Below are 23,405 nucleotides of genomic sequence, written 5' to 3'. Positions count from 1 at the left end.
ATGAAGGCATTATCAATTATCAGGTGCATTCCTGGCATAGCGCTGGCTGCATGCATTATGGCGTTTACCCTGATGCCGGCTGAAACTAACGGACAGGATTACAATGATCTGTCACGTTACATCATGAATCCCTCTTTTGTGGGCGAATACCAGGAGCCGGCCCATGTTCCCATGGTAATCTTCGATAATGATGAAGATGCCCTGAGCGGCGAATGGCACAGCTCGCCCTACTACAGGACGCTCGACGGAAAATGGAAATTCAGGTGGGACAAGAGTCCGTTTGATGCCCCTGCCGGTTTTTACCTGCCGGTTTTCGACCACAGCGAATGGGATGAGATAACCGTGCCCGGCACCTGGCAGATGCAGGGTTACGGGTACAGCCTTTACAGGAACGTACCGCTGGAGTTCTCGCCGTATGACCCACCTAATGTTCCCATGGATTTCAATCCCACCGGATCTTATTACCGGACTTTTGAGGTACCCGAACACTGGGACGGCAGAAGGGTGCTGATCCATTTCGAAGGGGTCAAGACATTTTTCCAGCTTTGGATAAACGGAGAGTATGCAGGATCAAACAAGGGAGCAATGACCTCGGCCGAATTTGATATTACAGGTTTCCTGCTGCCCGGGACCAACAGTGTTGCTGTGCGGGTCCTGCGATGGGCCGACGGAACGTACCTTGAAAACCAGGATATGTGGAAGTTCCACGGAATATACCGGAGGGTTTACCTGTGGTCGGCCCCAAAGGTGCACGTGCGGGACTTCTTTATAACCACTCTTTTTGACAACGGATACAGGGATGCAACCCTCAGTATTGAAGCCTGGCTTACCAACCAGTCACAGGAACAGGTTCACAACCTGACCCTGAAGGCGGAGCTGTACGATGATTCCGGAAATATGATAACCAGTTTCTCAGAACGGCAAAGCCTGATTGAATCCGGAGGCAATGCCGGCATTGTCCTCTCCCGCCAGGTACCGGCACCCCGGCAATGGTCGGCCGAAAAGCCCAACCTCTACACCCTGCTCCTGAAACTTGAAGATGCCGGCGGCAATAGCCTCGGAATATTACAGCACAAGGTGGGCTTCAGGCAGGTCGAAATCATTGACGGTATTCTTCATGTCAATGGTGTTCCGGTCAGGCTCAAAGGCGTCAACCGGCACGAGCACAGCCCCTATAAAGGGAGAACAATGGACATGAAGGTTGTTGAAGAGGAGCTGAAGCTGATGAAAAAACTGAACATAAATGCTATACGGACAGCCCATTATCCCAACACACCGGCTTTTTACCGGCTGACCGATAAGTACGGCTTCTATGTTTGCGACGAGGTTAACGTAGAGTGCCACCAGGGTGAAAACTGGCTGCCCAATGTTCCCGGCTGGGAAAAAGCGATGGTTGACCGTATGGAAAAGTTCGTGATAAGGGACCGCAACCATCCCAGCGTTATAATATGGAGCACCGGGAATGAATGCGGACTTGCACCGGCGCACTGGGAGATGGCAGCAAGGGCCCGTGAGCTGGACCCCACCAGGTTCATAATGCACCAGTCCAACCACCCCAACGGCGATGCCCCGTTTGCCGACATACTGGGTACCAGGTACCCGCATCCTGCCGGACTGGCAGCAGTGGGCGACACTACGCAGCGGCCGGTGATAATGGGCGAATATTCTCACGCCATGGGCAACGCCCTTGGCCATTTTGACGAATACTGGGAAGTGATTTACAGCAACCCGCGCCTGCAGGGAGGCTTTATATGGGACTGGATGGACCAGGGAGTGCTGTTTGACCTGGTTACCACACCCGACAGGTCAAATTACGGCCACCAGGCAGTGCTGATGGGAAATCCGGAAATCCTGCCCGGCCGCAGCGGAGAAAACAACAAGGCAGTGGGATTGAGCGGACTTGATGATTTCATTGAGCTAACCCCCACGCCGGCGCAGGACCTGAGAACCCAGGTGACCATGGAGACGTGGATATACCCGCGCGGGTTTGTCAACCATAACAACCTCATCGGGAAGGGTTATGCTCTCGATCTCGCACAGATATCCCCCTCAAGGGTTGAATTCACCCTGCACACCCACCGCAGGCATTCGCTGCAGGCAGAACTGCCGGCAAACTGGAACCACAACTGGCACCACCTTGCTGCAACCTACGACGGCCGCGAGATGAGAATATTCATAAACGGTCAGTTTGCTGGCTCAATGCCGGCAACGGGACGTATCATGAGGGTGAGGAACCCTTTCACCGTGGGAAAGAACCATATGATCAACAACGAGAACTGGGCAGGCTACATATCAAATTCGGTATTTGACGACGTGAGGATACACAGTGTTGCAAGATCCCCCGACATGCTTGGCTGGAACCGTGATGCAGCTCCTGCTGACGACCACCTGGTGGTCTGGCTCGATTTTGCGCAAACCGACACAACCGGCACCTTCTATTCATACGGCTCAACCCCTATGAGCGGTTCAGGATCGATGAACGGCATCATAGCCTTCAACCGGGTACCCGAACCTGAGGCCTGGCAGGCAAAACGAAGCCACCAGCCGGTGCATTTCGAAGCTCTGCACCTGCCCTCCAAACGGATAAGGGTGCACAACAGGCACCATTTCACCGGACTGGATGAGCTTGAAACAACATGGATGGTAAAACGCGACGGGGTCACTATTGAAAAGGGCAGTCTCGGCCTTGATACCCCTCCCCTTGAACAGGAAGATATCGTTATCCCTTTCAGACTGCCGGCCGATCACGACATGCACTATTATGACCTTTTCATTTCGGCGCGGCTGAGAGAAGATGCACCATGGGCAAAGGCCGGCCATGAGGTTGCCTTCGGGGAGTTCCATCTGAACCGCACACAGGTGGTTGACCCGCTCCTGATCCCCCCGGCAAGGCAGTGGGAAGGAAGCAGTGCGCTCCCGCTCAGGTTAACGGCCTCCGGTGATCTGCTGATCGTGGCCGGTGATGAATTTGAATATACCTTCTGCAACAGTGAGGGCAAAATGAGATCCCTGAAATTCATGGGTGAACAGCTAATTGAGAGCGGCCCCCTGCTTAACGTATCCCGCACCCCTATAATGAATGAGGTTTCAATTTGGGGAATAGCCGAGTTCGATTCGATATACAGGTGGGGCCTCGATTCGCTTGTCCACGAACTGAAATATTATGAGATCATTGAAGAATCGGCCGAAAGGGTGATCATACGGTATGACGTTACATCCTATTCAATGGTAAGAAGGGATATGAAGTTTGACAACCGCTTTCTCTATACGGTGAGCAGCAACGGGATGATACAGCTTGACCACACGGTCAATCCAAGCATCCAGATACCCGTGTATCCTCCCCGGCATATTGAATGGCTTCAGAAAATGGGCCTCTCATTAACCCTCTCTCCTGCCGTCACAAATCTTGAATGGTTCGGCAAGGGACCGTTCGAAACTTATCCTGACCGGCATACAGGGGCAAAGACCGGTTTATACAGTGTCAACATAACCGATATAGAGATACCCTATATCATCCCCCAGGATTTCGATAACCGTACTGGCGTGAGGTGGGGTAAGATCCTTGACGGGGAAGGGAGGGGATTTGCCTTCTGGGGTGATGAAACAATGAATGTGGCCATTAACCCTTATACAAACCTGGAAACGGCCTGGTATCCTTACCAGCTGGAAAGAAGCACAAAGCCTGTGCTCAATATTGATCACAGGGTGACTGGAGTTGGATGCACACCTGTAACCGCCAGGGAAAGATACAGGGTTTACCCAACTGAATACAGCTATTCACTCTTCTTCCTGCCATTGTATGATAAATACTGATTTTACGGCGCTGCCGGTCCGGCATAACCCCCTGATCCTGCCGGTACCGGCGTCGCATAAATGCAGGGCCCCGGTACCGGTTGCGTGCTTTGAACCATTTACAGCCGGGATTGTTGGATAACAGGCATGAAATAAAATCAAACAAAATGCAGGAAATATTATGATCACGATAATCTCACCGGCTAAAAGACTGGACTTCAAATCAAAATCCGGAATACCGGGGCATACCGAGCCACGTTTTACCGAAAAAGCGGCTGCGCTGGTTGAGGATATAAGGCAGTTCTCACCCACCGATCTGGCTGTTCTGATGAACGTGAGTGACGATATTGCAAACTTCACCTTTGAACATTACATGCGGTGGAAGAATCCATTTGATATAGATGATGCCAAACAGGCCCTCTTTGCTTTCATGGGCGACGTATACCAGTCGCTCGATGCCGGAAGCCTCAGTGATGAAGACATTGATTTTGCCCAGAAACACCTTCGTATCCTGTCGGGTCTTTACGGCATATTGCGCCCCCTCGACCTCATCCAGCCATACCGGCTGGAGATGGGGACAAAGATTACCACCTCATCAGGAGGTGATCTCTATGCATACTGGTCACCTTCAATCACTGCGGCAATCAATGAGGACCTCGGAAAGCACGGACCGGAGACACTGATAAACCTGGCGAGCCGGGAGTACTTCAGGGCAGTGGACACCAAAAAGCTGACAGGTGAGGTTATCACCCCGGTCTTTAAGGAATACCGCAACGGCCGTTACCAGGTAATGGGCATGCTTGCAAAAAGGGCAAGGGGTATGATGGCCCGTTTCATTATCAAAAAAAGGATAGTTAAAGCCGATGAGATTAAGCTTTTCAATGAAGCAGGGTACAGTTACGACGATAACATGAGCTCCGCCAGCGAATGGGTGTTTACCAGGTAATTACCCGAGCCGGCCGCCACCAGCCAATCGGCATGCCTGCAAAAAGGGCAAGAGGGATAATGGCCCGTTTCATCATCAGGATGCCCAAAGGGTATGATGGCCCGTTTCATCATCAGGCTGCACGCGCTAATAAACCTTCAGCACCAGCCCCTTCAGGTATTCACCTTCGGGGTGATATAAGCTGACAGGATGATCTGCCGGCTGTGAAAGCTGATGGAGGATCACTATATCACGGCCCGATAACGTTGCGGCTGAATAGACCGCCTGCCTGAACTGCTCCCTTGAAATCACCTGTGTGCATGAAAAGGTGAACAGCATACCACCGGGGGCCACCCTTTCAATGGCTTTTGCATTGACCCGGCGGTAAGCCTGAAGAGCATTGCCGGCCGCACGCATACCCTTGGCAAATGCAGGCGGATCGAGTACAACAAGATCATATTTCCCGTTGCCGGTTTTGAAAAAATCAAATACATCGGCGCAAACAGCACTGTGCCGGCGGTCATTTTCAAAGTTGAGGAGGACATTCTGTTCAGCCATCTTCACAGCTGCTGCTGAGCTGTCGACCGTTACCGCCTCACTGGCACCTCCGCGCAATGCATAAACCGAGAAACCTCCTGTATACCCGAACAGGTTAAGGACCCTTTGTCCCCCGGAATAATCTTCGAGGAGCCGCCTGTTCTCACGCTGGTCAAGGAAAAACCCCGTCTTCTGTCCCCCCTCCCAGTCAACAATGAATTGATTACCGTGTTCGCTGATAACACTGTCTGTTTTACTGCCGTGGAGATAACCTGCCTGATGCCCCCCATGTGGAGTATTGCCTGCCCTGCCATTTTCGGCGGACTTGCCGCCTTGAGCGGCAGCCTCCCCGGCCTGCACCTTTACCCCCCTGTGATAGACAGCTTTCAGTTCATCTCCCATCAGCGAAACCAGGGCGCCGGCAAGCTGCTCCTTTACACGGTGCATCCCGGCTGTATGAGTCTGCAACACTGCTGTCCCGTTATAGTAATCAACTATGAGGCCTGGCATACCGTCACCTTCGGCATTGACAAGCCTGTAGGCATTGGTGCGGCCGCTACCCGCCAGACCCACATCCTTACGGAGTTTCAGCGCTGCTTCAAACTTGCGTTTCCAAAGGTCCGGCCCCGCATCCTCAAATATCCGTGAAAACAGCCTTACCGCAATGGATCCATTGTGATAATGGCCCGTACCAAGGAGCTCGCCGGCAGCTGAGTATACCGCAACCGGATCGCCATTGGGGATGTTTTCTTCTATATCTTGTACAGCACCTGAAAATATCCAGGGATGAAATCTTTTTGCTGAAGCTTCCCTTCCCGGTTTGAGTTTTATCTTATGCATCTTTTTTAATTATGATCTGATAAGTGAATCACCGACTGGTGTAATGTCATCTGAATGCTGGCAGAACTGATCACTGTGACTGTCAGTGTCAGTTGCCGGCAAGCTTCCTGTATATTTCATGGCAGGCCCAGGCATCAGTGGCGGCATAGATAAGCTGGGCATCGGTAAGCTTCTCCCTTTCCCAGTTGGAGACCTGCTGCGCTTTGGATATCTGGATTCCCAGCACTATCGCTGCCATCTTTCTCAGGCCGGTGTCTGCAATATTATAATCCTTCACCATATCCTGCAGCTCGACAAATCCAGCAGGCCTGAACCGGCACACCTTCTGAAGGGATATTATATCATCACGGATGGCTGCCCCGGCCTTGACTATTTTTCTGCTTGCAAGGATTGAAAGCAATGGCTCAGGAATGCCGGTACTGTTTATACGGAAGATAAAGGCCCGTTCTTTCGTGGCAAGCTGCAGCAGGGCAACCCCGTTCACAACCCCCTTTTTGAATGCAGGTTTGGTCTCGGTATCAAACCCCAGAACCTCCGTCCCCTTTAACATGTCAACTGCCCGGTGCACAGCATCGGGATGGTCGACCACTATTATCTCGCCCGTGAAGCTGGTAAGCGGCAACTCCCTTATCTCATCGTTTGTTATAGTCAGTTGAGAATTACTGGTCGTCATCCTCATTCCAGAGTTTTTGCCTTTTGGTAAATATCCAGTTATTAGTGTTCCTTTGATCTTCATCCTCTTCCCGGCCATCATCTTCATCGTCCAGGTTATGTCCACCGTGCATAAGGTGGTGAAGGGCCCGCAGTGCATTCAGCAGCTTCTGGCCCCAGCTCTGGTCGAAATGCTGCATGCACTCCCATAGTGCATCATTCATGATCTCGGGGGTACCCATGCGGTATACCATCACAAAATCCTTCATATCCTGGTACAGATCTGCCATATTCTCGGCTATGCTGCCTCCCACCCGGTCTTCCGTATCACGCCCAACGGGGTCGAAGATCTCGGGATAGTCATCATGCCGGCCCAGCCTGGACCTGATTTTGTTGTGAATGGTGTCCCACTCTTCCTCGGTAACGAAACGTTCTGTACCCTCCTCATAAAAAGGCTCTGTAGGAGGTATCAGGGTGGCCTTGTAATAGAGCAGGGGAAGTATCTTGCGGCTCTTGTCAGCCAAATCCCTCCTGGCAAACCCTTCTGCCTGCTCCAGAAAGCTGCAAAACTCTCCTGCCACCGCAACAAATTCAATCACTGCCTTTGAATAGACCAGTTCTTCCCTGCTGATTTCCATAATCCGCCTATTGATCTGATAATCGGCAAAATTAGTAAAACATTTTTCAAATAAAACCCCCGGCAGCAAAAGGCAGGCAAAATGTCATGAATCAAAGATGGTATAAACCTCCCTGTAACAGTTATTCAGGAGACAGGCCGCTATCCTGTCCAACTCAGGAAACCATCATCGCCACTGGTAAGTTTTCCGTTGTCAAGGAGCCATCTTGTGACTGTAATGGTCTTTTCGGGCGTAAAATCGACCATTGAAGGAAGTTCACCGGTAGTTACACTGCCGTGTCTTATCACCTCCCTTATGCCCGCTGCTATCAGGTCAAACTCGACCCTGTCAATACCGGTATCATCAGGCTCGCGGCAGATATCGCAGTTGCCGCATTTCCGGGCCCCCTTCTCGCCAAAATATTCCAGCAGCATAACGCTACGGCACTGTCCTTTGCCGGATGCATAGGATATCACTGACCTTAGTCTTGCAAGGTAGCTCTCTCTTCTCTCCCTGTAGGCCTTTGCGGACATATAGAGAGAGTTGCTGTCAAGCCTCTCAGTGTTCATGATAATAAGAGGCGACCTTCTTTGCGGTATATACTTAATGATATTCAGATTATTGAGCCTGACAAGATACTGGTATACAGTATCCCTGTCAGATCTTGTTTTTTTCGCCAGGAAATCCTCATTTATCGCCGCAAAGCCCGAGAAGACCCCCGAGTAGGTGCGCAGCAGAAGCTTGATGAACCCGTCAAATGCGGCATTTGCCACCTGGAACCGGTAAAGTTCATCCCTGCTGACAATGAAATGGATCTTCGAGGGACTGTTTATCTCATCAGTCAGTTCGATGTAGCCTTCGGTCTCCAGCTCCTTAAGTGAATACCAGGCTGTCATTACGTTAAGGTTATACCTTGATGCAAAATCAGATATATTGAAATCGAGAACAGCACCCTTTCCGCCGCCGTAGGGGATCTGGAAGTAACTGCCGAGCGACTGGTACACCTGCCTTATAATTTCCCTTTCGGGAAATTTTAAGGCTACCCTCTTGTCGGCGTTCAGACGGTCTGAATCATTGTACATCATAATGGCAAAGGCCACTTTCCCGTCCCTGCCTGCCCTGCCTGCCTCCTGGAAGCAGGCCTCCAGTGTGTCGGGAATATCAAAATGGATAACAAATCTTACATCGGCCTTGTCTATGCCCATGCCGAAAGCATTGGTGGCAACAATAACCCTTGTACGCCCCTCCATCCAGTCATTCTGCCGTGCTGTGCGAGTAGCGCTGGCAAGACCGGCATGGTAATAGTCCGCCTTCACCTTGTTGTTGGAAAGGAATCTGGCCAGCTCAGAGGTTTTTCTTCTGTTCCTTGCGTAGACTATTCCGCTGCCGGGTATCCTGCTGATGAAATCAAGCAGTTTCCTGTGTTTATCTTCAGTGACTTCTACAAGATAGTGCAGGTTTTCCCTTTCGAAACTTGTCCTGATGACATTCGGGGATGAAAAGGAAAGCTTTTCCTGTATATCTTCTACCACACCGGCTGTCGCAGTAGCAGTAAGTGCAAGGACCGGAACCCCTGGCAACAGCTCCCTGAGTGCTGATATCTTCAGGTAGGCTGGCCTGAAATCATACCCCCATTGCGAAATGCAATGGGCCTCGTCAACTGCCAGGATATTCACCCGCATCTTTTTGACACGCTCCCTGAATAACTCCGAACCTATCCTTTCGGGCGAAACATAAAGGAACTTGTAATCGCCGTATGCGCAGTTATCAAGTGCTATGTCAATCTCTGCACGGCTCATTCCCGAATATACCGCCTGTGCCTTGATGCCCCTCTTTACCAGGTTGTCAACCTGATCCCTCATAAGGGCGATCAATGGAGTAACTACTATGCATATGCCATCAGCAGCAAGGGCCGGCACCTGGAAGGTAACAGATTTACCCCCTCCGGTTGGCATAAGGGCCAGGGTGTCCCTGCCAGATGCCACAGACTCTATAATCTCCGGCTGCATCGGCTTGAAGGAACGGTGCCCCCAGTAACGGTTCAGGATCTGGCTGTAAGTGTCCAATTAAAACGAATTATTTACCTGCATCTACTTATTTTTCGTAACTTAGCGCAATTTAAAAATAATCAAAATTTATCAATATGTCATTCGTTTCTGATAAGATTAAAGGCGAAGGCCTTACCTTTGACGATGTACTCCTTATACCGGCTTATTCACAGGTGCTCCCCAAAGATGTTGATATATCTTCAATTTTCTCCAGGAACATCAGGATAAACGCCCCAGTCGTATCGGCAGCCATGGACACGGTTACCGAATCAGCCCTTGCCATTGCGATAGCTCGTCAGGGAGGCATGGGTGTCATCCATAAGAACATGACCATAAAGGAGCAGGCCAGGCATGTTAAGGTGGTGAAAAGGGCTGAGAGCGGAATGATCTATGACCCGGTGACCATTGAAAAGACCAGCACGGTGGGTGATGCCATGAAGCTCATGAAGGATTATAAAATTGGCGGGATACCGGTGGTGGAAAATAACGGTAAGCTTATCGGAATTGTTACGAACCGGGACCTGCGTTTTCAGGACAACATGAGCAGGCCTATAAGCGAGGTCATGACAAAGGATAAAATAATAACCACCACCCAGGCAAACCTTGAAAAAGCTACCGATCTGCTTCAGCAGTACAGGATCGAAAAACTGCCGGTAATTGACGAAGATAACAAGCTTGTTGGTTTGCTGACCTACAAGGACATTACCAAGGTAAAGGACAATCCCCGGGCATGCAAGGATGAAAAGGGACGTCTCAGGGTTGCTGCAGGCATAGGGGTAGCAAAGGATTCGGTTAAAAGGGCCGAAGCTCTGCTTGAAAACGGAGTGGATGCGATTGTCATCGATACTGCCCACGGCCATACGGCGGGAGTTTTCGGGCTACTGAAAGAGTTGAAGAAAATCACCGGAGAGATCGATATTGTAGTGGGCAATATTGGAACGGCCGATGCGGCAAGGGCTCTTGCCGGTGCGGGTGCCGACGGGGTGAAGGTGGGGATAGGCCCCGGATCGATATGTACCACCAGGGTGATCGCCGGTGTCGGCATCCCCCAGCTTACTGCCGTTTATGAGGTCGCTGCGGCACTTAAGGGAACAGGCATACCCGTTATAGCAGACGGAGGTATAAGGTACTCGGGTGACATTGTAAAGGCCATAGCTGCAGGTGCCGATTCTATCATGGCCGGATCCCTGCTGGCAGGTGTCGAAGAATCCCCGGGTGAGACCATTATATATAACGGCCGTAAATTCAAGGCTTACAGGGGAATGGGATCCATTGAGGCCATGCAGCAGGGCTCGCGTGACCGCTATTTCCAGGATCAGGAGAGTGATCTGAGCAAGCTGGTGCCTGAAGGTATCTCTGCCCGTATACCATACAAAGGAACCCTGGCAGAGGTTGTCTATCAGCTTATCGGGGGACTAAGGGCAGGGATGGGATACTGCGGTGCGCCGGATATCAAAACACTCAAAGAGGCAAAATTTGTCAGGATAACCAACTCAGGCCTCAATGAGAGTCACCCCCACGGAGTAACCATAACCCGTGAGGCACCCAATTACAGCAGATAATTCAAGACGACCGGTTTTGCCATGGTCGCTTGTCGACAGGTAATATGTACAATAAACAATAATTATTCCCTGATGGAAAATTTATCAATAATAAGCAAAAACAAAGGAAAAAGCTTCTTCCGCCCTGCTGTCGGCAGTGCAGAAACAAAAAAGAGGGCATTCATTGAATTAATTGTAATAATAATGCTGATGATCCCGGCACCGTTACTCTCGGCCGGAAACCCGCAAGCCGGTGTGGTAAACGGTTCGCAGCCGGGGACAACTGGCGGCCGGCAATTCAGCGTGACAGATAAGTCAGAAAGGGTCCTGATGGTCATTGACAACAGGGAGATAACTGACAATGAGTTCATCCGGCTGTGGCAAAAAAACAACAAGCTTACTGAACCACAGCCCGCTGAAGAGTACCTGGACCTTTTCATAAACTTCCACCTTAAGGTATCACATGCCAGGGAGGAGGGCATTCATCTTGAAGAATCCTTCAAAGAAGAGCTCCGGGGATACAGAAAGCAGCTTGCCCGTCCCTATATGATAGATCCTGAGAAAGAAGAAGAGCTTGTGAAAGAAGCATGGGAAAGATGGAAGTATGATGTCAACGCCAGTCACATCCTCATAAGGCTTAATCCGGGTTACAGTCCCGAAGACACCCTGATGGCATATGAAAAGGCCATGGAGATAAGAGAACGGATAGAAGCAGGGGAAAGCTTCGAAAGGGTTGCAAGGGCCACCTCAGATGACCCTTCAGCGAAGACCAACTCGGGCAACCTGGGTTACTTCACCGTATTTCAAATGGTATATCCGTTTGAAAATGCTGTTTATAATGCTGAACCCGGTGAACTGTGCATGCCGGTTCGGACACCTTTCGGCTATCACATTGTAAGGGTGAACGATATTCGTGAATCACAGGGGGAGATCCTCGTATCCCATATTATGGCCGGCTTCAACGAGTACCAGGAGAATGAGGCCAGAAAGAAAATAAATGAGATATACGAACGGTTGCGCGAGGGATACCAGTTCGGGGAACTGGCACGGGAACACTCAAGTGATATGAACACTGCCCAACAGGGTGGCCGGCTGCCATGGTTCGGTGCCGGGAGACTGATACCTGAGTTTGAGGCTGCTGCCTTTTCACTTGACACGCCCGGAGAGATAAGCGAGCCGGTGCGAACACCTTATGGTTGGCACATTATCAGGCTGGAAGAAAAAAGGGATATTCCACCCCTGGAGGAAGCGCGCAATGAGCTTGTCGAAAAAGTACGCAACTCACCTGACGCAAGATCAAGGCTTTTAAGGGAATCCCTGGTTGATAAGCTGAAGGATATATGGGACTATTCATTGAATAATGAGGCCCTTGAGGAGTTTTACCATATTGTTGACGACAGGGTGTTCGATGGCAACTGGCAGGTACCTGCTTCATATTCACTTGACCGTGTACTTTTCACGGTAAAAGACAGGAGGGTCACCCAGCGCGAGTTCGCAGAATTTATTTCCAGGAACGCATATAAGCGAAAGCCATGGCCAATAGATGACTATGTTCTCTCTCTTTTTGATGATTTTTCCGGAAGATGGCTGCTAAGCCATGAAGAGGAAAACCTCGAGCAGAGATACCCCGAGTTCCGTTTCCTGATGCAGGAGTATAAGGACGGAATGCTGTTGTTTGAAATAACCGACCGTGAGGTCTGGCAGAGGACGGTGACTGACAGTGCGGGACTTGCGGCATTTCACAATGAAAACAGGTACGAATACATGTGGGACCACAGGGTTTCTGCAACCATATTCACAGCCTCCGACAGCCGGACGGCACGGAGGGTGGCAAGAAGGGCCAGCCGAAGTCTCCGCTTTGCCGGCAGGGATGACAACTGGGTAACAGACAGGCTTAACAGGGGTGAAGAAGAACCTGTGGTAACAGCAGAAAGGGGTATATTCTCCCGGGGAGACAACGAACTTACCGATAATGTTAACTGGGAACCTGGTGCTGTTGAAACCATTGATCAGGGAGATGTGTACAAAACTGTGCTTGTGCACGAAATAATTGAACCTGAACCAAAAATGCTGGAAGAGGCCAGGGGCACAATAACAGCGGACTTCCAGGACCACCTGGAAAAGAAATGGGTTGAAAAGCTCCGCGAAAAATACAATGTTACTGTGCATAGAGACGTTTTATCAGACATTACAGGAAGATACTGAAAAGAATCGCTGTTTCAGCAACATAATTAATAACCTAATATGCAGAGGCTGTTTCTGTTCATGCTTCTTTTTTTACCGTTGGCTGCTAAATGTGGCCGCACCGCCGGCGAAAAGGGCGACCCTGTTGCAAGGGTATATAATAAATATCTCTACAGGCACGAACTGGCAGGTATTTTTCCCGCCAATATCAGTCCCGCCGACAGTGCAAAGCTGGCTATGAATTATATTGACAAATGGATCCGCAACCAGCTTTTCCTGAAGCTTGCGGAGGAAAACCTCCCTCCTGCTGAAAAAAACCTCGACAAACAGATTGCCGATTACAGGGCATCCCTGCTGATTCATAAATACCAGCGGCATCTTCTGGGCCAGAAACTGGACTCGATGATCACCATGAGGGAGATAGAAGAGTACCATAACTCATTTGGAAGCAACTTTATTCTTGACAGGCCGGCAATCAGGGGAGTATTCATCAAGGTCTTCTCCGATGCGCCAAACAGGGAGAGGATATCTGAAATGTTCGGATATGACGATGATATGGTGCAGCTGGAAAGTTACGGCAACAGGTATGGCGTTACTTTTTACAATTTCAGGGACATATGGATATATGCTGGTGATATAGTCCGGGAATTCCCTCCCGGATCAGTTGACGCCGGAGGACTGACGGCAAACACCGGGTACCTCACAGCAACAGATGAAAATTTCTATTATTTTTTGGGTGTCGTTGAGTATAAACCTTCAAAAAGTGTGATGCCTATCTCACTGGCAGCACAAAAAATAAAAAGCATCATACTAAACAGGAGAAAGATGCAGTTTTTAAATGAGCTTGAAAAAAGTGTGTTTACGGAAGGGATCAACAAAAATGCTATTCAATATTTTTAAAAAAGATGGTTATAATGATTAAAAAGATTTTATCAATATTTACACTTGCCTCGGTTATCGTGCTCAGTACTCAACATTTTACTGCAACAGCACAGGAAAGGATAGTAGACAGGATAGTTGCCGTTGTCGGTAGCAGCATCATACTTCAGTCAGATATTGAAAACGAACTTATCCAGTTGCAGGCGCAGGGCTATAGCGTAACTGCAAATTCGCGTTGCGAGATGCTTGAAAATCACCTGGTACAAAAGCTGCTGCTAAACCAGGCAATAATAGATTCAATTGAGGTAAGCGATTCTGAGGTAGAGATGGAGCTTACCCGGAGGCTGCAGTTCTTTATCCAGCAGATAGGCTCTGAGGAAGCTCTCGAGAACTATTATAACAAGAGCATACTTGAGATAAGGGAGGACTTCAGGGATATAATTCGCGATCAACTCATTACCAGGGAGATGCAAATGGAGATCATCGGAAATGTAAGTGTGTCACCTGCAGAAGTAAGGAGGTTCTACAACAGCCTGCCCGAAGATCAGATACCGATGATACCTTCCGAGGTTCAGATCCGTCAGATAGTCAGGTACCCCGAATTCAGTGCGGCAGAGAACTTCAGGGTAAGACAGCGCCTGAATGAGATCAGGCAGCGGATAATTGACGGCGAAAGCTTTACAACAATGGCGGTTCTCTATTCACAGGACCCGGGTTCGGCAAGAAGAGGGGGCGAACTGGGTTATATGACCAGGGCACGTCTGACTCCCGAATTTGCAAATGTAGCTTTCTCCCTGCGTGACGACAGGGTATCGCCTGTTTTCGAGACCGAATACGGTTTCCATATTGTACAGCTTATTGATCGCAGGGGCGATGAAGTGAATGTCAGGCACATACTTATGAGGCCGGAGGCTACCGACCAGGCAAGACAACAGGCAAGGTCCTTCCTTGACAGTCTTGCCACTGTAATACGTACCGACACCACCACATTCAGGGTAGCAGCGATGATGCATACCGGTGACAAAGACACGCAAATGAGCGGGGGACTGGTAATCAATCAGGAGACCGGGGGCTCCAGGTTCCAGCTTGACCAGCTCAGCCCGGTGCAGTATGACGCAGTGCGGGATATGAAAATAGGTGAGATTGCAGGCCCGATAGAATCGCGCGACCGGCAGGGAAGGACCTTCTACAAGCTGCTTTACCTGGAATCACAGACAGCACCGCACCAGGCAAACCTGAGGGAGGACTATGCATTTATCAGGGAAATGGCTGAGGATGATAAGATGAACCGGGTACTTGAAGAGTGGATAGACGGGAGGAGGGCACGAACATACATCAGGATTGACGAGGCCTACAGAAATTGCGAATTCTCATCCCGCGATTGGGTCAGCAGATAAGCCAGACCACATGAACCGTCTCCTGCTTTTATTGATCGCCTGCCACGCACCCCTCCTGGTTGCGTTGTCCAACAAACATGAAGACAGGAAAAAACCGGCAGAAATAAGAATTCTGAATGCTGAAAGCATGGAGGCTCCTTACCGGGGAATGGACAGCGACGGTATCCGCCTCATTGGAAATGTGCGTTTACTCCATGAGGAGATCCATATGAGTTGTGACAGTGCCCACCGGTATTCGGCCAGAAGTATCGTGCATGCCTTCGGAAATGTACACATAAACCAGGGAGACACTTTGCACCTTTACGGCGATCAGCTTATATACTACGGCGACAGGAGATTTGCCGAAATCCGGGGCAATGTTACCCTGAAGGACCATGAGACAACCCTGGAAACGGAGAGCCTCGATTTTGACATGGAAAGGAATTACGGGTACTACCCCGACAGGGGGATTGTTACAAGCGGCGAAAACAGGCTTGAAAGCCGTCGCGGATATTATTACGCTGATGAGAAGCTGTTCTTCTTCAGGGACGATGTAACTATTACAAATCCTGACTACATAATCAGGTCTGACACACTCAGGTACAACACCGAGACCGAAGTGGCCTATTTCGTTGGCCCGACAACCATAACCGGCGACGAAACCGATATATACTGCGAAAACGGCTGGTATAATACCATCACCGACATTTCCCAGTTCAATAAGAATGCACGGGTAAGGAATAATAACCAGACCCTTGCGGGCGACAGCATTTTTTTCGATAACGGGAGAGGATTTGGTGAGGCTTTCATGAATGTTGAAATTACCGACACTGTCGAGAACCTTATAGTTAAGGGACACTATGCATGGTTCAACAGGGATCCGGAGGAGATGCTGGTAACAGGCAGGGCACTTCTGATCCAGATGACAGACAATGATACCATTTACGTGCATGCAGATACCCTTCGCACCTGGCTGCAGGCTGCGGTTTCTGAACAGGAGATGGAACCGCCTGAGGAACAAATTGCCCCCGGGGAACAACTCCCTCCCGATGAACTGGTCGATCCTGATGAACCGGTCGATCCTGATGAAACCGCCCCTGAAGAACCGGTCGATCCTGATGAACTGGTCGATCCTGACGAACTGATCGATCCTGATGAAACCGCCCCTGAAGTAGCTGAAAAAAACGGCGACACCGTTCGGATTCTGGTTGCATATTACGGGGTAAGGTTCTTCAGTAACCAGATGCAGGGAAAATGCGATTCACTTTATTACAACATGCGTGATTCGGTTTTCCACATGTTCGTTGACCCGGTTCTGTGGTCTGACGTCAACCAACTGTCTGCCAACAAAATGGAGTTATATCTCCGCAACGATGAGGTGGACCATATTGTGATGACAAACTCATCATTTATTGTTTCTGAAGAGGATGACGGACTGTTCAACCAGATTAAGGGCACCAATGTTATCGGGTTCTTCAGTCAGGGTGAGCTCTACAGGGTCAATGTTACCGGCAACGCCGAAACATTGTATTACCCGGCTGACAACGGCGATATCATAGGGATCAACAAAGCGATGAGCGCAAGCCTGGTAATATTTATGAAAGAGAACAAACCCGACAGGATCAGGTTCCTTAACAAGGTGGAATCAGTGCTTCATCCGATGGAGGAGCTTCAGGGAGAGGAGAGGTTTCTGCAGGGTTTCCGGTGGCTTGAAGAGATAAGACCGCAAAACAGTGAAGATGTTTTCAGGAGGTAGGTTCAGTACTCATCTTCATTAAAAAAGAAGTCGTCCTTACTGGGATAATCCGGCCAGATATCCTCTATGCTTTCATAAATTTCACCTTCATCTTCAATCTCCTGAAGATTCTCAATAACCTCAAGCGGGGCTCCCGACCTCATGGCATAATCGATCAACTCATCCTTTGTAGCCGGCCAGGGAGCATCTTCCAGTTTTGAAGCCAGTTCAAGCGTCCAGTACATAACAACTCTTTGAATTAATCAATACCTGTTTGTAAAGTGGTGCAAATTTAAAAAATATTATCAAAACTACAACCGGGGCTCCCAGGGAATTTCTGTTGCTCCGGAATCCTTGCCCAGCTTACGGGAGAGGACAAAAAAGTAATCCGACAACCTGTTCAGGTATCTTATAACAAACCGGTCAACAGCATAAACGGCATCAAGTCGGAGAACATTCCGCTCGGCGCGCCTGCAGACATTGCGGGCAATATGACAGTAGGATACCACTGTATGTCCACCCGGCAGTATAAATGAAGAGAGAGGTTCCAGTTGATCCTCCATCTCATCGATGGCTTTTTCAAGAATTACAATATCATCCTCACAGAGCGAAGGAATGGCATTGGGACAATCATCACAATCAGCTGCAAGTATTGATGCACATGTCATAAGCCTGTCCTGCACCTCAACAAGCAGGTCGTGTACCGAAAAGGCTGCTTCGTGGTCACGTATCAGTCCGGTCCAGGCTATCAGCTCGTCAACGCTGCCATAAGCCTCTATCCGGTCATCATACTTTGGCACCCTTTTTCCCCCGATAAGGGAAGTAATACCCTTATCTCCTGTCTTTGTATATATCTTCATTGCATACTGATTGAACCGTCGCGTACAGTAAGCTTTACCGGATCCTCATTGATCGTATCCGATTCTATTTCTCCGTCCCGCAGCCTGATGATACGATGCGCATGTCTTGCTATGTCCTCTTCGTGGGTAACAACAATAATGGTATTTCCCTTCCTGTGTATATCGTCAAAGAGGTTCATTATGTCGACAGAAGTTTTGGAGTCAAGGTTTCCTGTTGGTTCATCGGCAAGTATTATAGAAGGGTTGTTTACAAGTGCCCTGGCAACTGCCACACGCTGCCTCTGGCCGCCGCTGAGCTCATTCGGCTTGTGATGTGACCTGTCCGACAGTCCGACCTGTTCTACAACCTCTTCGGCCCTGGCAACTCTTTCGGTTTTGGACTTGCCTGCATAGACCAACGGGAGCATTACGTTTTCAAATGCCGTATAGCGGGGCAGCAGGTTAAAGGTCTGAAATACAAACCCTATCTCCTTATTCCGTATCTCGGCAAGCTGATTATCCTCAAGTTTACTGACATCGGTATTGTTCAGAACATACTGTCCGCTTGTGGGTGTATCCAGGCAGCCGATAATATTCATTAATGTCGATTTTCCGGAACCGGAGGGGCCCATGATGGCCACATATTCGTTTCTCTTTATATCGACCGAAACAGCGCGCAGGGCATGCACCACAATAGTACCGATCTTGTAATTCTTGACAAGCCCCCTGATGTTAATAATATCTTCCATTTAAACTATTTTTTTTATCCGCCGGTCTGTCCGGTGGCGAACAATGTGATCCGTATAACGGGCATGGGCCCTTTTAATTTTATGTGCCTGTAAAAAATCCATCGAATATAATTCTAATAAGCGTAACCAAAAAGAGTTTAACAATTATTTTGAATTACCCTGAACACCTCAGCAGGTAATGTTGTTTCGCCATCCCCTCCCTGAATAAGACCAGCCCGCTATAAAACAGATCAATAGTGCAGCTCACATCCTGATCCCCGCATATCGTTTTCCAGGCTTTCTCCATACCGGGGGACCAGTGTATGTCGCCAATAACAAATATTGTTCCCTGCCCGGCTTTAGCCTTGCAAACCTTGTACTGCCAGAGTAAACTCTCTTCACGGTGATCGCCGTCAAAATAGACAAGGTCTGCCCTTTCAACAAGATCAAGAACTCCGGGAAGTTTCCCGGTAAAAGACCCTTCAATGAGCCTGACATTGCCAACCTCCCTCTTGCCCAGCTCGCTCCTTGCCACTCCAAGCTGTCCGCCACATCCTTCAATGCTGTATACTATCCCACCGGGGGCGCCTTTTGCAAGGCATAAAGTGCCAAACCCAAGGGATGTTCCCAGCTCAATAATTGCCGGCGCCGGGAAACTCCTCGCAAGCCTGAAAAGCATCCTTCCCGTTTGCATGCTGCTCCCGCTCAACCTGGCAATATCACAAACGCGCCTGTGCTCGGACGAGAAAACGCGTGAGCCTGCACCCATGTCGCACACCTTTATGGTCTGCCTGTTAGCCATGAGTGACTGCCTGTACGTGGTCAGTTCAGCATATTCAGGATATTTACCGCTGCTATTGAGGATATTAAAGTTGAACCTGTATACAAACGGTGAATGTATCCCGTGCCCTTTAGCACCCTTGCGCCTTAACCAATAGACAAAATATCTGATTAAAAGTTTAATTTTACCCATCTGTTTCATAAACATGATTGCGAAATTAACGCTTATTGCATAAAATATTATCTTCAAAACGGCTCCGGATAAACAAAAGGCGAAATGCCCGCGTAACACTCCTGAACGATGCAGTCCGATATTCTTGACAAAGACATAAAATTCCTGCAGGGCATTGGCCCCAGACGCGCCGAACTTCTGAACAGCGAGCTGGGCATCAGTACTTTTGGTGACCTGATCAGTTATTATCCCTACAAACATGTTGACAGAACCAGGTTTTACAAGATTTCGCAGATAACGGGAGACCTGCCCTACATCCAGCTGGAAGGCACCATAGTTCATTCAGGTATCACCGGAGCAGGGAGGAACAAGAGGCTGACTGCAGTATTATCAGACGGTACCGGTCAGCTTGAACTGGTATGGTTTAAGGGCCTGAGATGGGTCAATGACCGTGTAAGACCGGGCAAAAAATTTCTGGTGTACGGTAAACCAACAACATTCAACAACAAGGTAAACCTGGTCCATCCCGAGATGGAAGACCACGAAAAGCAGGAAAAACAGATGAGATCAGCCCTGCAGTCTTTTTATAATACGAGTGAGAAACTGAAGAACAACTTCATAACATCAAGGGTAATAAGCAAAATGCAAAACAGGCTACTGGGACTTGTTTACGGGAAGCTTGAAGAGACCTTGCCCGAGAAGCTGCTTGAAAAGACCAGGCTGATGAGCATAAACGAAGCTCTTCTCAATATTCACTTTCCCCAGAGCGTTGAAAAACTTAAGAAAGCTGAAGCCCGTCTTAAGTTTGAAGAGCTTTTTTACCTGCAGCTCAACATTGTAAGGCAGAAGGCTGCAAGAACAGGGAAGGTGCGGGGACTTCCCTTCGCAAGGGTAGGTGACCTGCTCAACAGGTTCTACCATAACCATCTCCCTTTTGAACTTACCTCAGCACAGAAAAGGGTGCTAAAGGAGATCAGAAGAGACACCGGCTCCGGGAAACAGATGAACAGGCTCCTGCAGGGTGATGTCGGAAGCGGTAAAACACTGGTTGCAGTAATGAGTATGCTTATAGCAGCAGACAACGGATACCAGTCCGCCCTTATGGCCCCGACCGAGATCCTTGCCTCACAGCATTTCACTACCCTGCAGAAGATCCTGGAAGGACTACCTTTGCAAATAGGGCTGCTGACAGGGTCGACTGTAAAAAAGGAGAGAAAAATACTGAATGAAAAACTTCTTTCAGGTGAGCTCAACATACTTGTGGGAACCCATGCGCTGATAGAGGAAACTGTTCAGTTCAGGGGACTGGGACTGGCAATTATTGACGAGCAGCACAGGTTCGGGGTGGCACAAAGGGCACGGATCTGGAAAAAGAACATACATCCCCCGCATGTTTTGGTAATGACCGCCACCCCTATACCCCGCACCCTGGCAATGACTGTTTACGGCGATCTGGATGTATCTGTTATTGATGAACTCCCGCCCGGAAGGAAACCGGTGATTACTGCAAACTATTATGATAACCGGAGGGAAAGGCTTTTTGGCTTCATGCGAAAGCAGATAGCGCTCGGCCGTCAGATATACGTCGTCTACCCGTTGATCAAAGAATCGGAAAAAATGGACTACAAAGACCTCGAAGACGGGTATGAAAGCATCTCCAGGGAATTCCCTCCCCCGGATTACGTGGTGGCAATAGTCCATGGAAGGATGAAAAGTGAGGATAAGGAGATCGGGATGCAGCAGTTTGTTACCGGCAGGGCACAGATACTGGTCTCTACTACTGTCATAGAGGTGGGCGTCGATGTGCCCAATGCCTCGGTAATGGTAATTGAAAGTGCCGAGAGGTTCGGCCTTTCCCAGCTTCACCAGTTAAGGGGACGTGTTGGCCGTGGAGCCGACCAGTCCTACTGCATACTGATGACCTCTCACAAACTGTCCAATGAGGCAAAGCAGAGGATCAAAACCATGGTCGACACCAATGATGGTTTTGAAATTGCTGAAGCCGACATGAAGCTCAGAGGTCCGGGTGATATGGAGGGAACGATGCAGAGTGGTTTCCCTTTCGATCTCAAGATAGCACATCTTGGCAGGGACAGTCGTATACTTGAATATGCAAGAGAACAGGCTGTTATTACTACCGAAGATGATCCGATGCTGGAAAAACCTGGCAATAGTATCCTTATCAAACAGCTGCGAAGACTTAACCCCGGAATGGAAGAGTGGAGCAGAATAAGCTGATCTTAGCCGCAACTTTATAACTGCCTGCAGGGCAGCCCCTGACACCATGATCCCGGCTATTCAGGCCGCTTACTTACATGAATCAGGTGTGCTATTTAGAATAATATTAAATCTAAATTATTTAACCTAAATCCAAAACATGATAAAAAGCAATCTTTAAACCCCAAACATCAATATTTTTGTATTTTTCGAAAATTGAATATTGAATGGCTTCCTCCGGAACAATCAAGCATTCGGGAATAATCAGTGAAATAACCGGTAAAACTGTTAAGGTCAGGGTAAAGCCTGAAGCCGCCTGCTCAGGATGCCGTGCCAGGGGATCATGCTCAATAGGTGAAAGTGAGGACAGGATCATTGAGGTGCTTACCCCTACTGATGAACAATACCATACCGGTGAAAAGATCACGGTGGTGCTTGAGCAGTCCGACGGATTAAAGGCACTGGCACTCGGATATATTGTACCTTTTCTGATATTAATGACCGTCCTGATAACCCTCGTTTCCTTTAATATAAATGAGGGGCTGGCGGGAATTCTCTCGCTGCTTTCGCTTGTTCCGTGGTATGGGGGAATGTCATTCTTCAGGAACAGGCTGAAAAGGGAGTTTTCTTTCAGGTTGCAAAAAACTGTAACACTATGAGCGATATAGTAATTTATTCAATCATTACGGTCAGCGCCATGGGAGCGGCTGCCGCCATTATTCTCTTCCTGGTGGCAAAAAAGTTCAATGTCGTAGAGGACCCGCGCATTGACCTGGTTGAGGAGGAGCTGCCGGCTGCCAACTGTGGTGGATGCGGACTGCCAGGATGCAGGGCATTCGCCGAAGCACTGGTAAAAGCCGACGATATATCAGGCCTTAAATGCCCGGTAAGCAGCAGCGAGGAAATGGCCAGAATATCTGTAATACTGGGCAAGGAGATAGCTGATCCTGAACCCCTTGTGGCAGTTTCCAGGTGCGCAGGCACACCCGAATACCGGCCCAGGACAAATCTTTATGATGGTGCTCCTGCATGCAGCATAGCATCAGCACTTTATACTGGCGAAGGAGGATGCCCCCACGGTTGTCTCGGACTTGGTGATTGTGTAAAGGTGTGCCGGTTCGATGCAATTTATATGAACCCTGAAACGGGACTGCCTGAGGTCATTGATAAGCTCTGTACAGCATGCAATGCATGCGTTGTTGAATGCCCGCGCAACATAATTGAGCTGAGAAAAAAGAATAAGAAGGACCGTAAGATATACGTGGCATGCATTAACGAGGAAAAGGGCGGGGTTGCCAGGAAAAGCTGCAAGGTTGCCTGCATAGGTTGCGGCAAATGCATAAAAGCATGCAAATTCGATGCAATAACAATGGAAAACAACCTGGCATATATCGATCCTGTTAAATGCAAACTCTGCAGGAAATGTGCACCTGAATGCCCGACCAGCGCAATACTGGAGATCAATTTCCCGGTGCGCAAAGAGAAAGCTGAGGCGCAGGTTCAGGAATAAACATTTTGTATAACAGATCAGTATGAAGAGCCGA

General features: G+C 49.1%; 18 protein-coding genes. 10 read left to right on the top strand and 8 right to left on the bottom strand.

Going from position 1 to position 23,405, the window contains the following annotated elements:
• Nucleotides 1-3,813, top strand: coding sequence for a DUF4981 domain-containing protein (locus tag EA408_06740; GenBank protein ID TVR72630.1), 3,813 nt, complete (start codon nt 1-3; stop codon nt 3,811-3,813).
• Nucleotides 3,814-3,973: 160 nt separating this feature from the next.
• Nucleotides 3,974-4,738 (top strand): peroxide stress protein YaaA, encoded by a 765-nt coding sequence (gene yaaA, locus EA408_06735; protein ID TVR72629.1) that lies wholly within the window; start codon nt 3,974-3,976, stop codon nt 4,736-4,738.
• Nucleotides 4,739-4,864: 126 nt separating this feature from the next.
• Here the strand turns inward: yaaA and EA408_06730 are convergent, their stop codons facing one another.
• The 4 genes from EA408_06730 to EA408_06715 all read right to left on the bottom strand — a co-directional run bounded on the left by EA408_06730 (nt 4,865) and on the right by EA408_06715 (nt 9,371).
• Complete coding sequence (locus EA408_06730; protein ID TVR72628.1) at nt 4,865-6,094, bottom strand: class I SAM-dependent rRNA methyltransferase; 1,230 nt, start codon at nt 6,092-6,094, stop codon at nt 4,865-4,867.
• 88 nt (nt 6,095-6,182) lie between these two features.
• Complete coding sequence (locus tag EA408_06725) at nt 6,183-6,773, bottom strand: 3'-5' exonuclease domain-containing protein 2 (protein ID TVR72627.1); 591 nt, start codon at nt 6,771-6,773, stop codon at nt 6,183-6,185.
• Complete coding sequence (locus EA408_06720; GenBank protein ID TVR72626.1) at nt 6,754-7,452, bottom strand: DUF5063 domain-containing protein; 699 nt, start codon at nt 7,450-7,452, stop codon at nt 6,754-6,756. Before EA408_06720 ends, EA408_06725 begins: the two co-directional genes overlap by 20 nt.
• A 71-nt stretch (nt 7,453-7,523) precedes the next feature.
• Nucleotides 7,524-9,371: a RecQ family ATP-dependent DNA helicase gene (locus EA408_06715; GenBank protein ID TVR72638.1), complete on the bottom strand. Its 1,848-nt coding sequence runs from the start codon at nt 9,369-9,371 to the stop codon at nt 7,524-7,526.
• A gap of 134 nt (nt 9,372-9,505) precedes the next feature.
• On the opposite strand from EA408_06715, the gene guaB reads away from it, so the two are divergent.
• The 5 genes from guaB to EA408_06690 are packed head-to-tail and all read left to right on the top strand — an operon-like array spanning nt 9,506 to nt 17,146.
• Nucleotides 9,506-10,972, top strand: a complete 1,467-nt coding sequence (gene guaB, locus EA408_06710; protein TVR72625.1) for an IMP dehydrogenase — start codon at nt 9,506-9,508, stop codon at nt 10,970-10,972.
• A 21-nt stretch (nt 10,973-10,993) separates the two neighbouring features.
• The gene (locus tag EA408_06705; protein ID TVR72624.1) at nt 10,994-13,156 is read left to right on the top strand and encodes a hypothetical protein; all 2,163 of its coding nucleotides are present in this window, start codon (nt 10,994-10,996) and stop codon (nt 13,154-13,156) included.
• A gap of 39 nt (nt 13,157-13,195) precedes the next feature.
• A complete protein-coding gene (locus EA408_06700) occupies nt 13,196-14,035 on the top strand; it encodes a hypothetical protein (GenBank protein TVR72623.1) in 840 nt (279 codons plus the stop codon).
• Nucleotides 14,036-14,040: 5 nt separating this feature from the next.
• Nucleotides 14,041-15,411: a peptidylprolyl isomerase gene (locus EA408_06695; GenBank protein TVR72622.1), complete on the top strand. Its 1,371-nt coding sequence runs from the start codon at nt 14,041-14,043 to the stop codon at nt 15,409-15,411.
• Between the two features lie 10 nt (nt 15,412-15,421).
• A complete protein-coding gene (locus tag EA408_06690) occupies nt 15,422-17,146 on the top strand; it encodes a hypothetical protein (GenBank protein ID TVR72621.1) in 1,725 nt (574 codons plus the stop codon).
• Between the two features lie 2 nt (nt 17,147-17,148).
• On the opposite strand, the gene EA408_06685 is transcribed toward EA408_06690, so the two are convergent.
• The 4 genes from EA408_06685 to EA408_06670 all read right to left on the bottom strand — a co-directional run bounded on the left by EA408_06685 (nt 17,149) and on the right by EA408_06670 (nt 19,722).
• Nucleotides 17,149-17,370, bottom strand: coding sequence for a DUF2795 domain-containing protein (locus EA408_06685; protein ID TVR72620.1), 222 nt, complete (start codon nt 17,368-17,370; stop codon nt 17,149-17,151).
• A 66-nt stretch (nt 17,371-17,436) separates the two neighbouring features.
• A complete protein-coding gene (locus EA408_06680; GenBank protein TVR72619.1) occupies nt 17,437-17,985 on the bottom strand; it encodes a cob(I)yrinic acid a,c-diamide adenosyltransferase in 549 nt (182 codons plus the stop codon).
• Nucleotides 17,982-18,713 (bottom strand): ABC transporter ATP-binding protein, encoded by a 732-nt coding sequence (locus EA408_06675; GenBank protein TVR72618.1) that lies wholly within the window; start codon nt 18,711-18,713, stop codon nt 17,982-17,984. Before EA408_06675 ends, EA408_06680 begins: the two co-directional genes overlap by 4 nt.
• Nucleotides 18,714-18,867: 154 nt before the next feature.
• Nucleotides 18,868-19,722: a class I SAM-dependent methyltransferase gene (locus EA408_06670; protein TVR72617.1), complete on the bottom strand. Its 855-nt coding sequence runs from the start codon at nt 19,720-19,722 to the stop codon at nt 18,868-18,870.
• 51 nt (nt 19,723-19,773) lie between these two features.
• On the opposite strand from EA408_06670, the gene recG reads away from it, so the two are divergent.
• The 3 genes from recG (at nt 19,774) to EA408_06655 (ending at nt 23,371) form a co-directional block, all read left to right on the top strand.
• Nucleotides 19,774-21,882 carry an ATP-dependent DNA helicase RecG gene (recG, locus tag EA408_06665; protein TVR72616.1) on the top strand — a complete coding sequence of 703 codons (2,109 nt, stop codon included), beginning with the start codon at nt 19,774-19,776 and terminating at the stop codon, nt 21,880-21,882.
• A gap of 206 nt (nt 21,883-22,088) precedes the next feature.
• Entirely contained in the window at nt 22,089-22,520 is a 432-nt protein-coding gene (locus EA408_06660; GenBank protein TVR72615.1) for a hypothetical protein, read from the top strand.
• Nucleotides 22,517-23,371, top strand: coding sequence for a 4Fe-4S dicluster domain-containing protein (locus EA408_06655; protein ID TVR72614.1), 855 nt, complete (start codon nt 22,517-22,519; stop codon nt 23,369-23,371). Before EA408_06660 ends, EA408_06655 begins: the two co-directional genes overlap by 4 nt.
• Nucleotides 23,372-23,405: the final 34 nt, after the last annotated feature.

It is taken from the genome of Marinilabiliales bacterium (assembly GCA_007695015.1).
Classification (GTDB): Bacteria; Bacteroidota; Bacteroidia; order Bacteroidales; family PUMT01; genus PXAP01.
The sequence above is the reverse complement of the archived record's forward strand: the minus strand, read 5'-3'. Positions and strand labels throughout refer to the sequence as shown.

What these genes read in the sequence shown, in the direction of transcription:
- EA408_06715 (TVR72638.1), bottom strand. Translation starts at nt 9,371, where the DNA reads ATGCAGCCGGAGATTATAGAGTCTGTGGCATCTGGCAGGGACACCCTG.
- EA408_06680 (TVR72619.1), bottom strand. Translation starts at nt 17,985, where the DNA reads ATGAAGATATATACAAAGACAGGAGATAAGGGTATTACTTCCCTTATC.
- EA408_06725 (TVR72627.1), bottom strand. Translation starts at nt 6,773, where the DNA reads ATGAGGATGACGACCAGTAATTCTCAACTGACTATAACAAACGATGAG.
- EA408_06690 (TVR72621.1), top strand. Translation starts at nt 15,422, where the DNA reads ATGAACCGTCTCCTGCTTTTATTGATCGCCTGCCACGCACCCCTCCTG.
- EA408_06700 (TVR72623.1), top strand. Translation starts at nt 13,196, where the DNA reads ATGCAGAGGCTGTTTCTGTTCATGCTTCTTTTTTTACCGTTGGCTGCT.
- EA408_06740 (TVR72630.1), top strand. Translation starts at nt 1, where the DNA reads ATGAAGGCATTATCAATTATCAGGTGCATTCCTGGCATAGCGCTGGCT.
- EA408_06655 (TVR72614.1), top strand. Translation starts at nt 22,517, where the DNA reads ATGAGCGATATAGTAATTTATTCAATCATTACGGTCAGCGCCATGGGA.
- yaaA (TVR72629.1), top strand. Translation starts at nt 3,974, where the DNA reads ATGATCACGATAATCTCACCGGCTAAAAGACTGGACTTCAAATCAAAA.
- guaB (TVR72625.1), top strand. Translation starts at nt 9,506, where the DNA reads ATGTCATTCGTTTCTGATAAGATTAAAGGCGAAGGCCTTACCTTTGAC.
- EA408_06730 (TVR72628.1), bottom strand. Translation starts at nt 6,094, where the DNA reads ATGCATAAGATAAAACTCAAACCGGGAAGGGAAGCTTCAGCAAAAAGA.
- EA408_06685 (TVR72620.1), bottom strand. Translation starts at nt 17,370, where the DNA reads ATGTACTGGACGCTTGAACTGGCTTCAAAACTGGAAGATGCTCCCTGG.
- recG (TVR72616.1), top strand. Translation starts at nt 19,774, where the DNA reads ATGCAGTCCGATATTCTTGACAAAGACATAAAATTCCTGCAGGGCATT.
- EA408_06705 (TVR72624.1), top strand. Translation starts at nt 10,994, where the DNA reads ATGGTCGCTTGTCGACAGGTAATATGTACAATAAACAATAATTATTCC.
- EA408_06695 (TVR72622.1), top strand. Translation starts at nt 14,041, where the DNA reads ATGGTTATAATGATTAAAAAGATTTTATCAATATTTACACTTGCCTCG.
- EA408_06675 (TVR72618.1), bottom strand. Translation starts at nt 18,713, where the DNA reads ATGGAAGATATTATTAACATCAGGGGGCTTGTCAAGAATTACAAGATC.
- EA408_06660 (TVR72615.1), top strand. Translation starts at nt 22,089, where the DNA reads ATGGCTTCCTCCGGAACAATCAAGCATTCGGGAATAATCAGTGAAATA.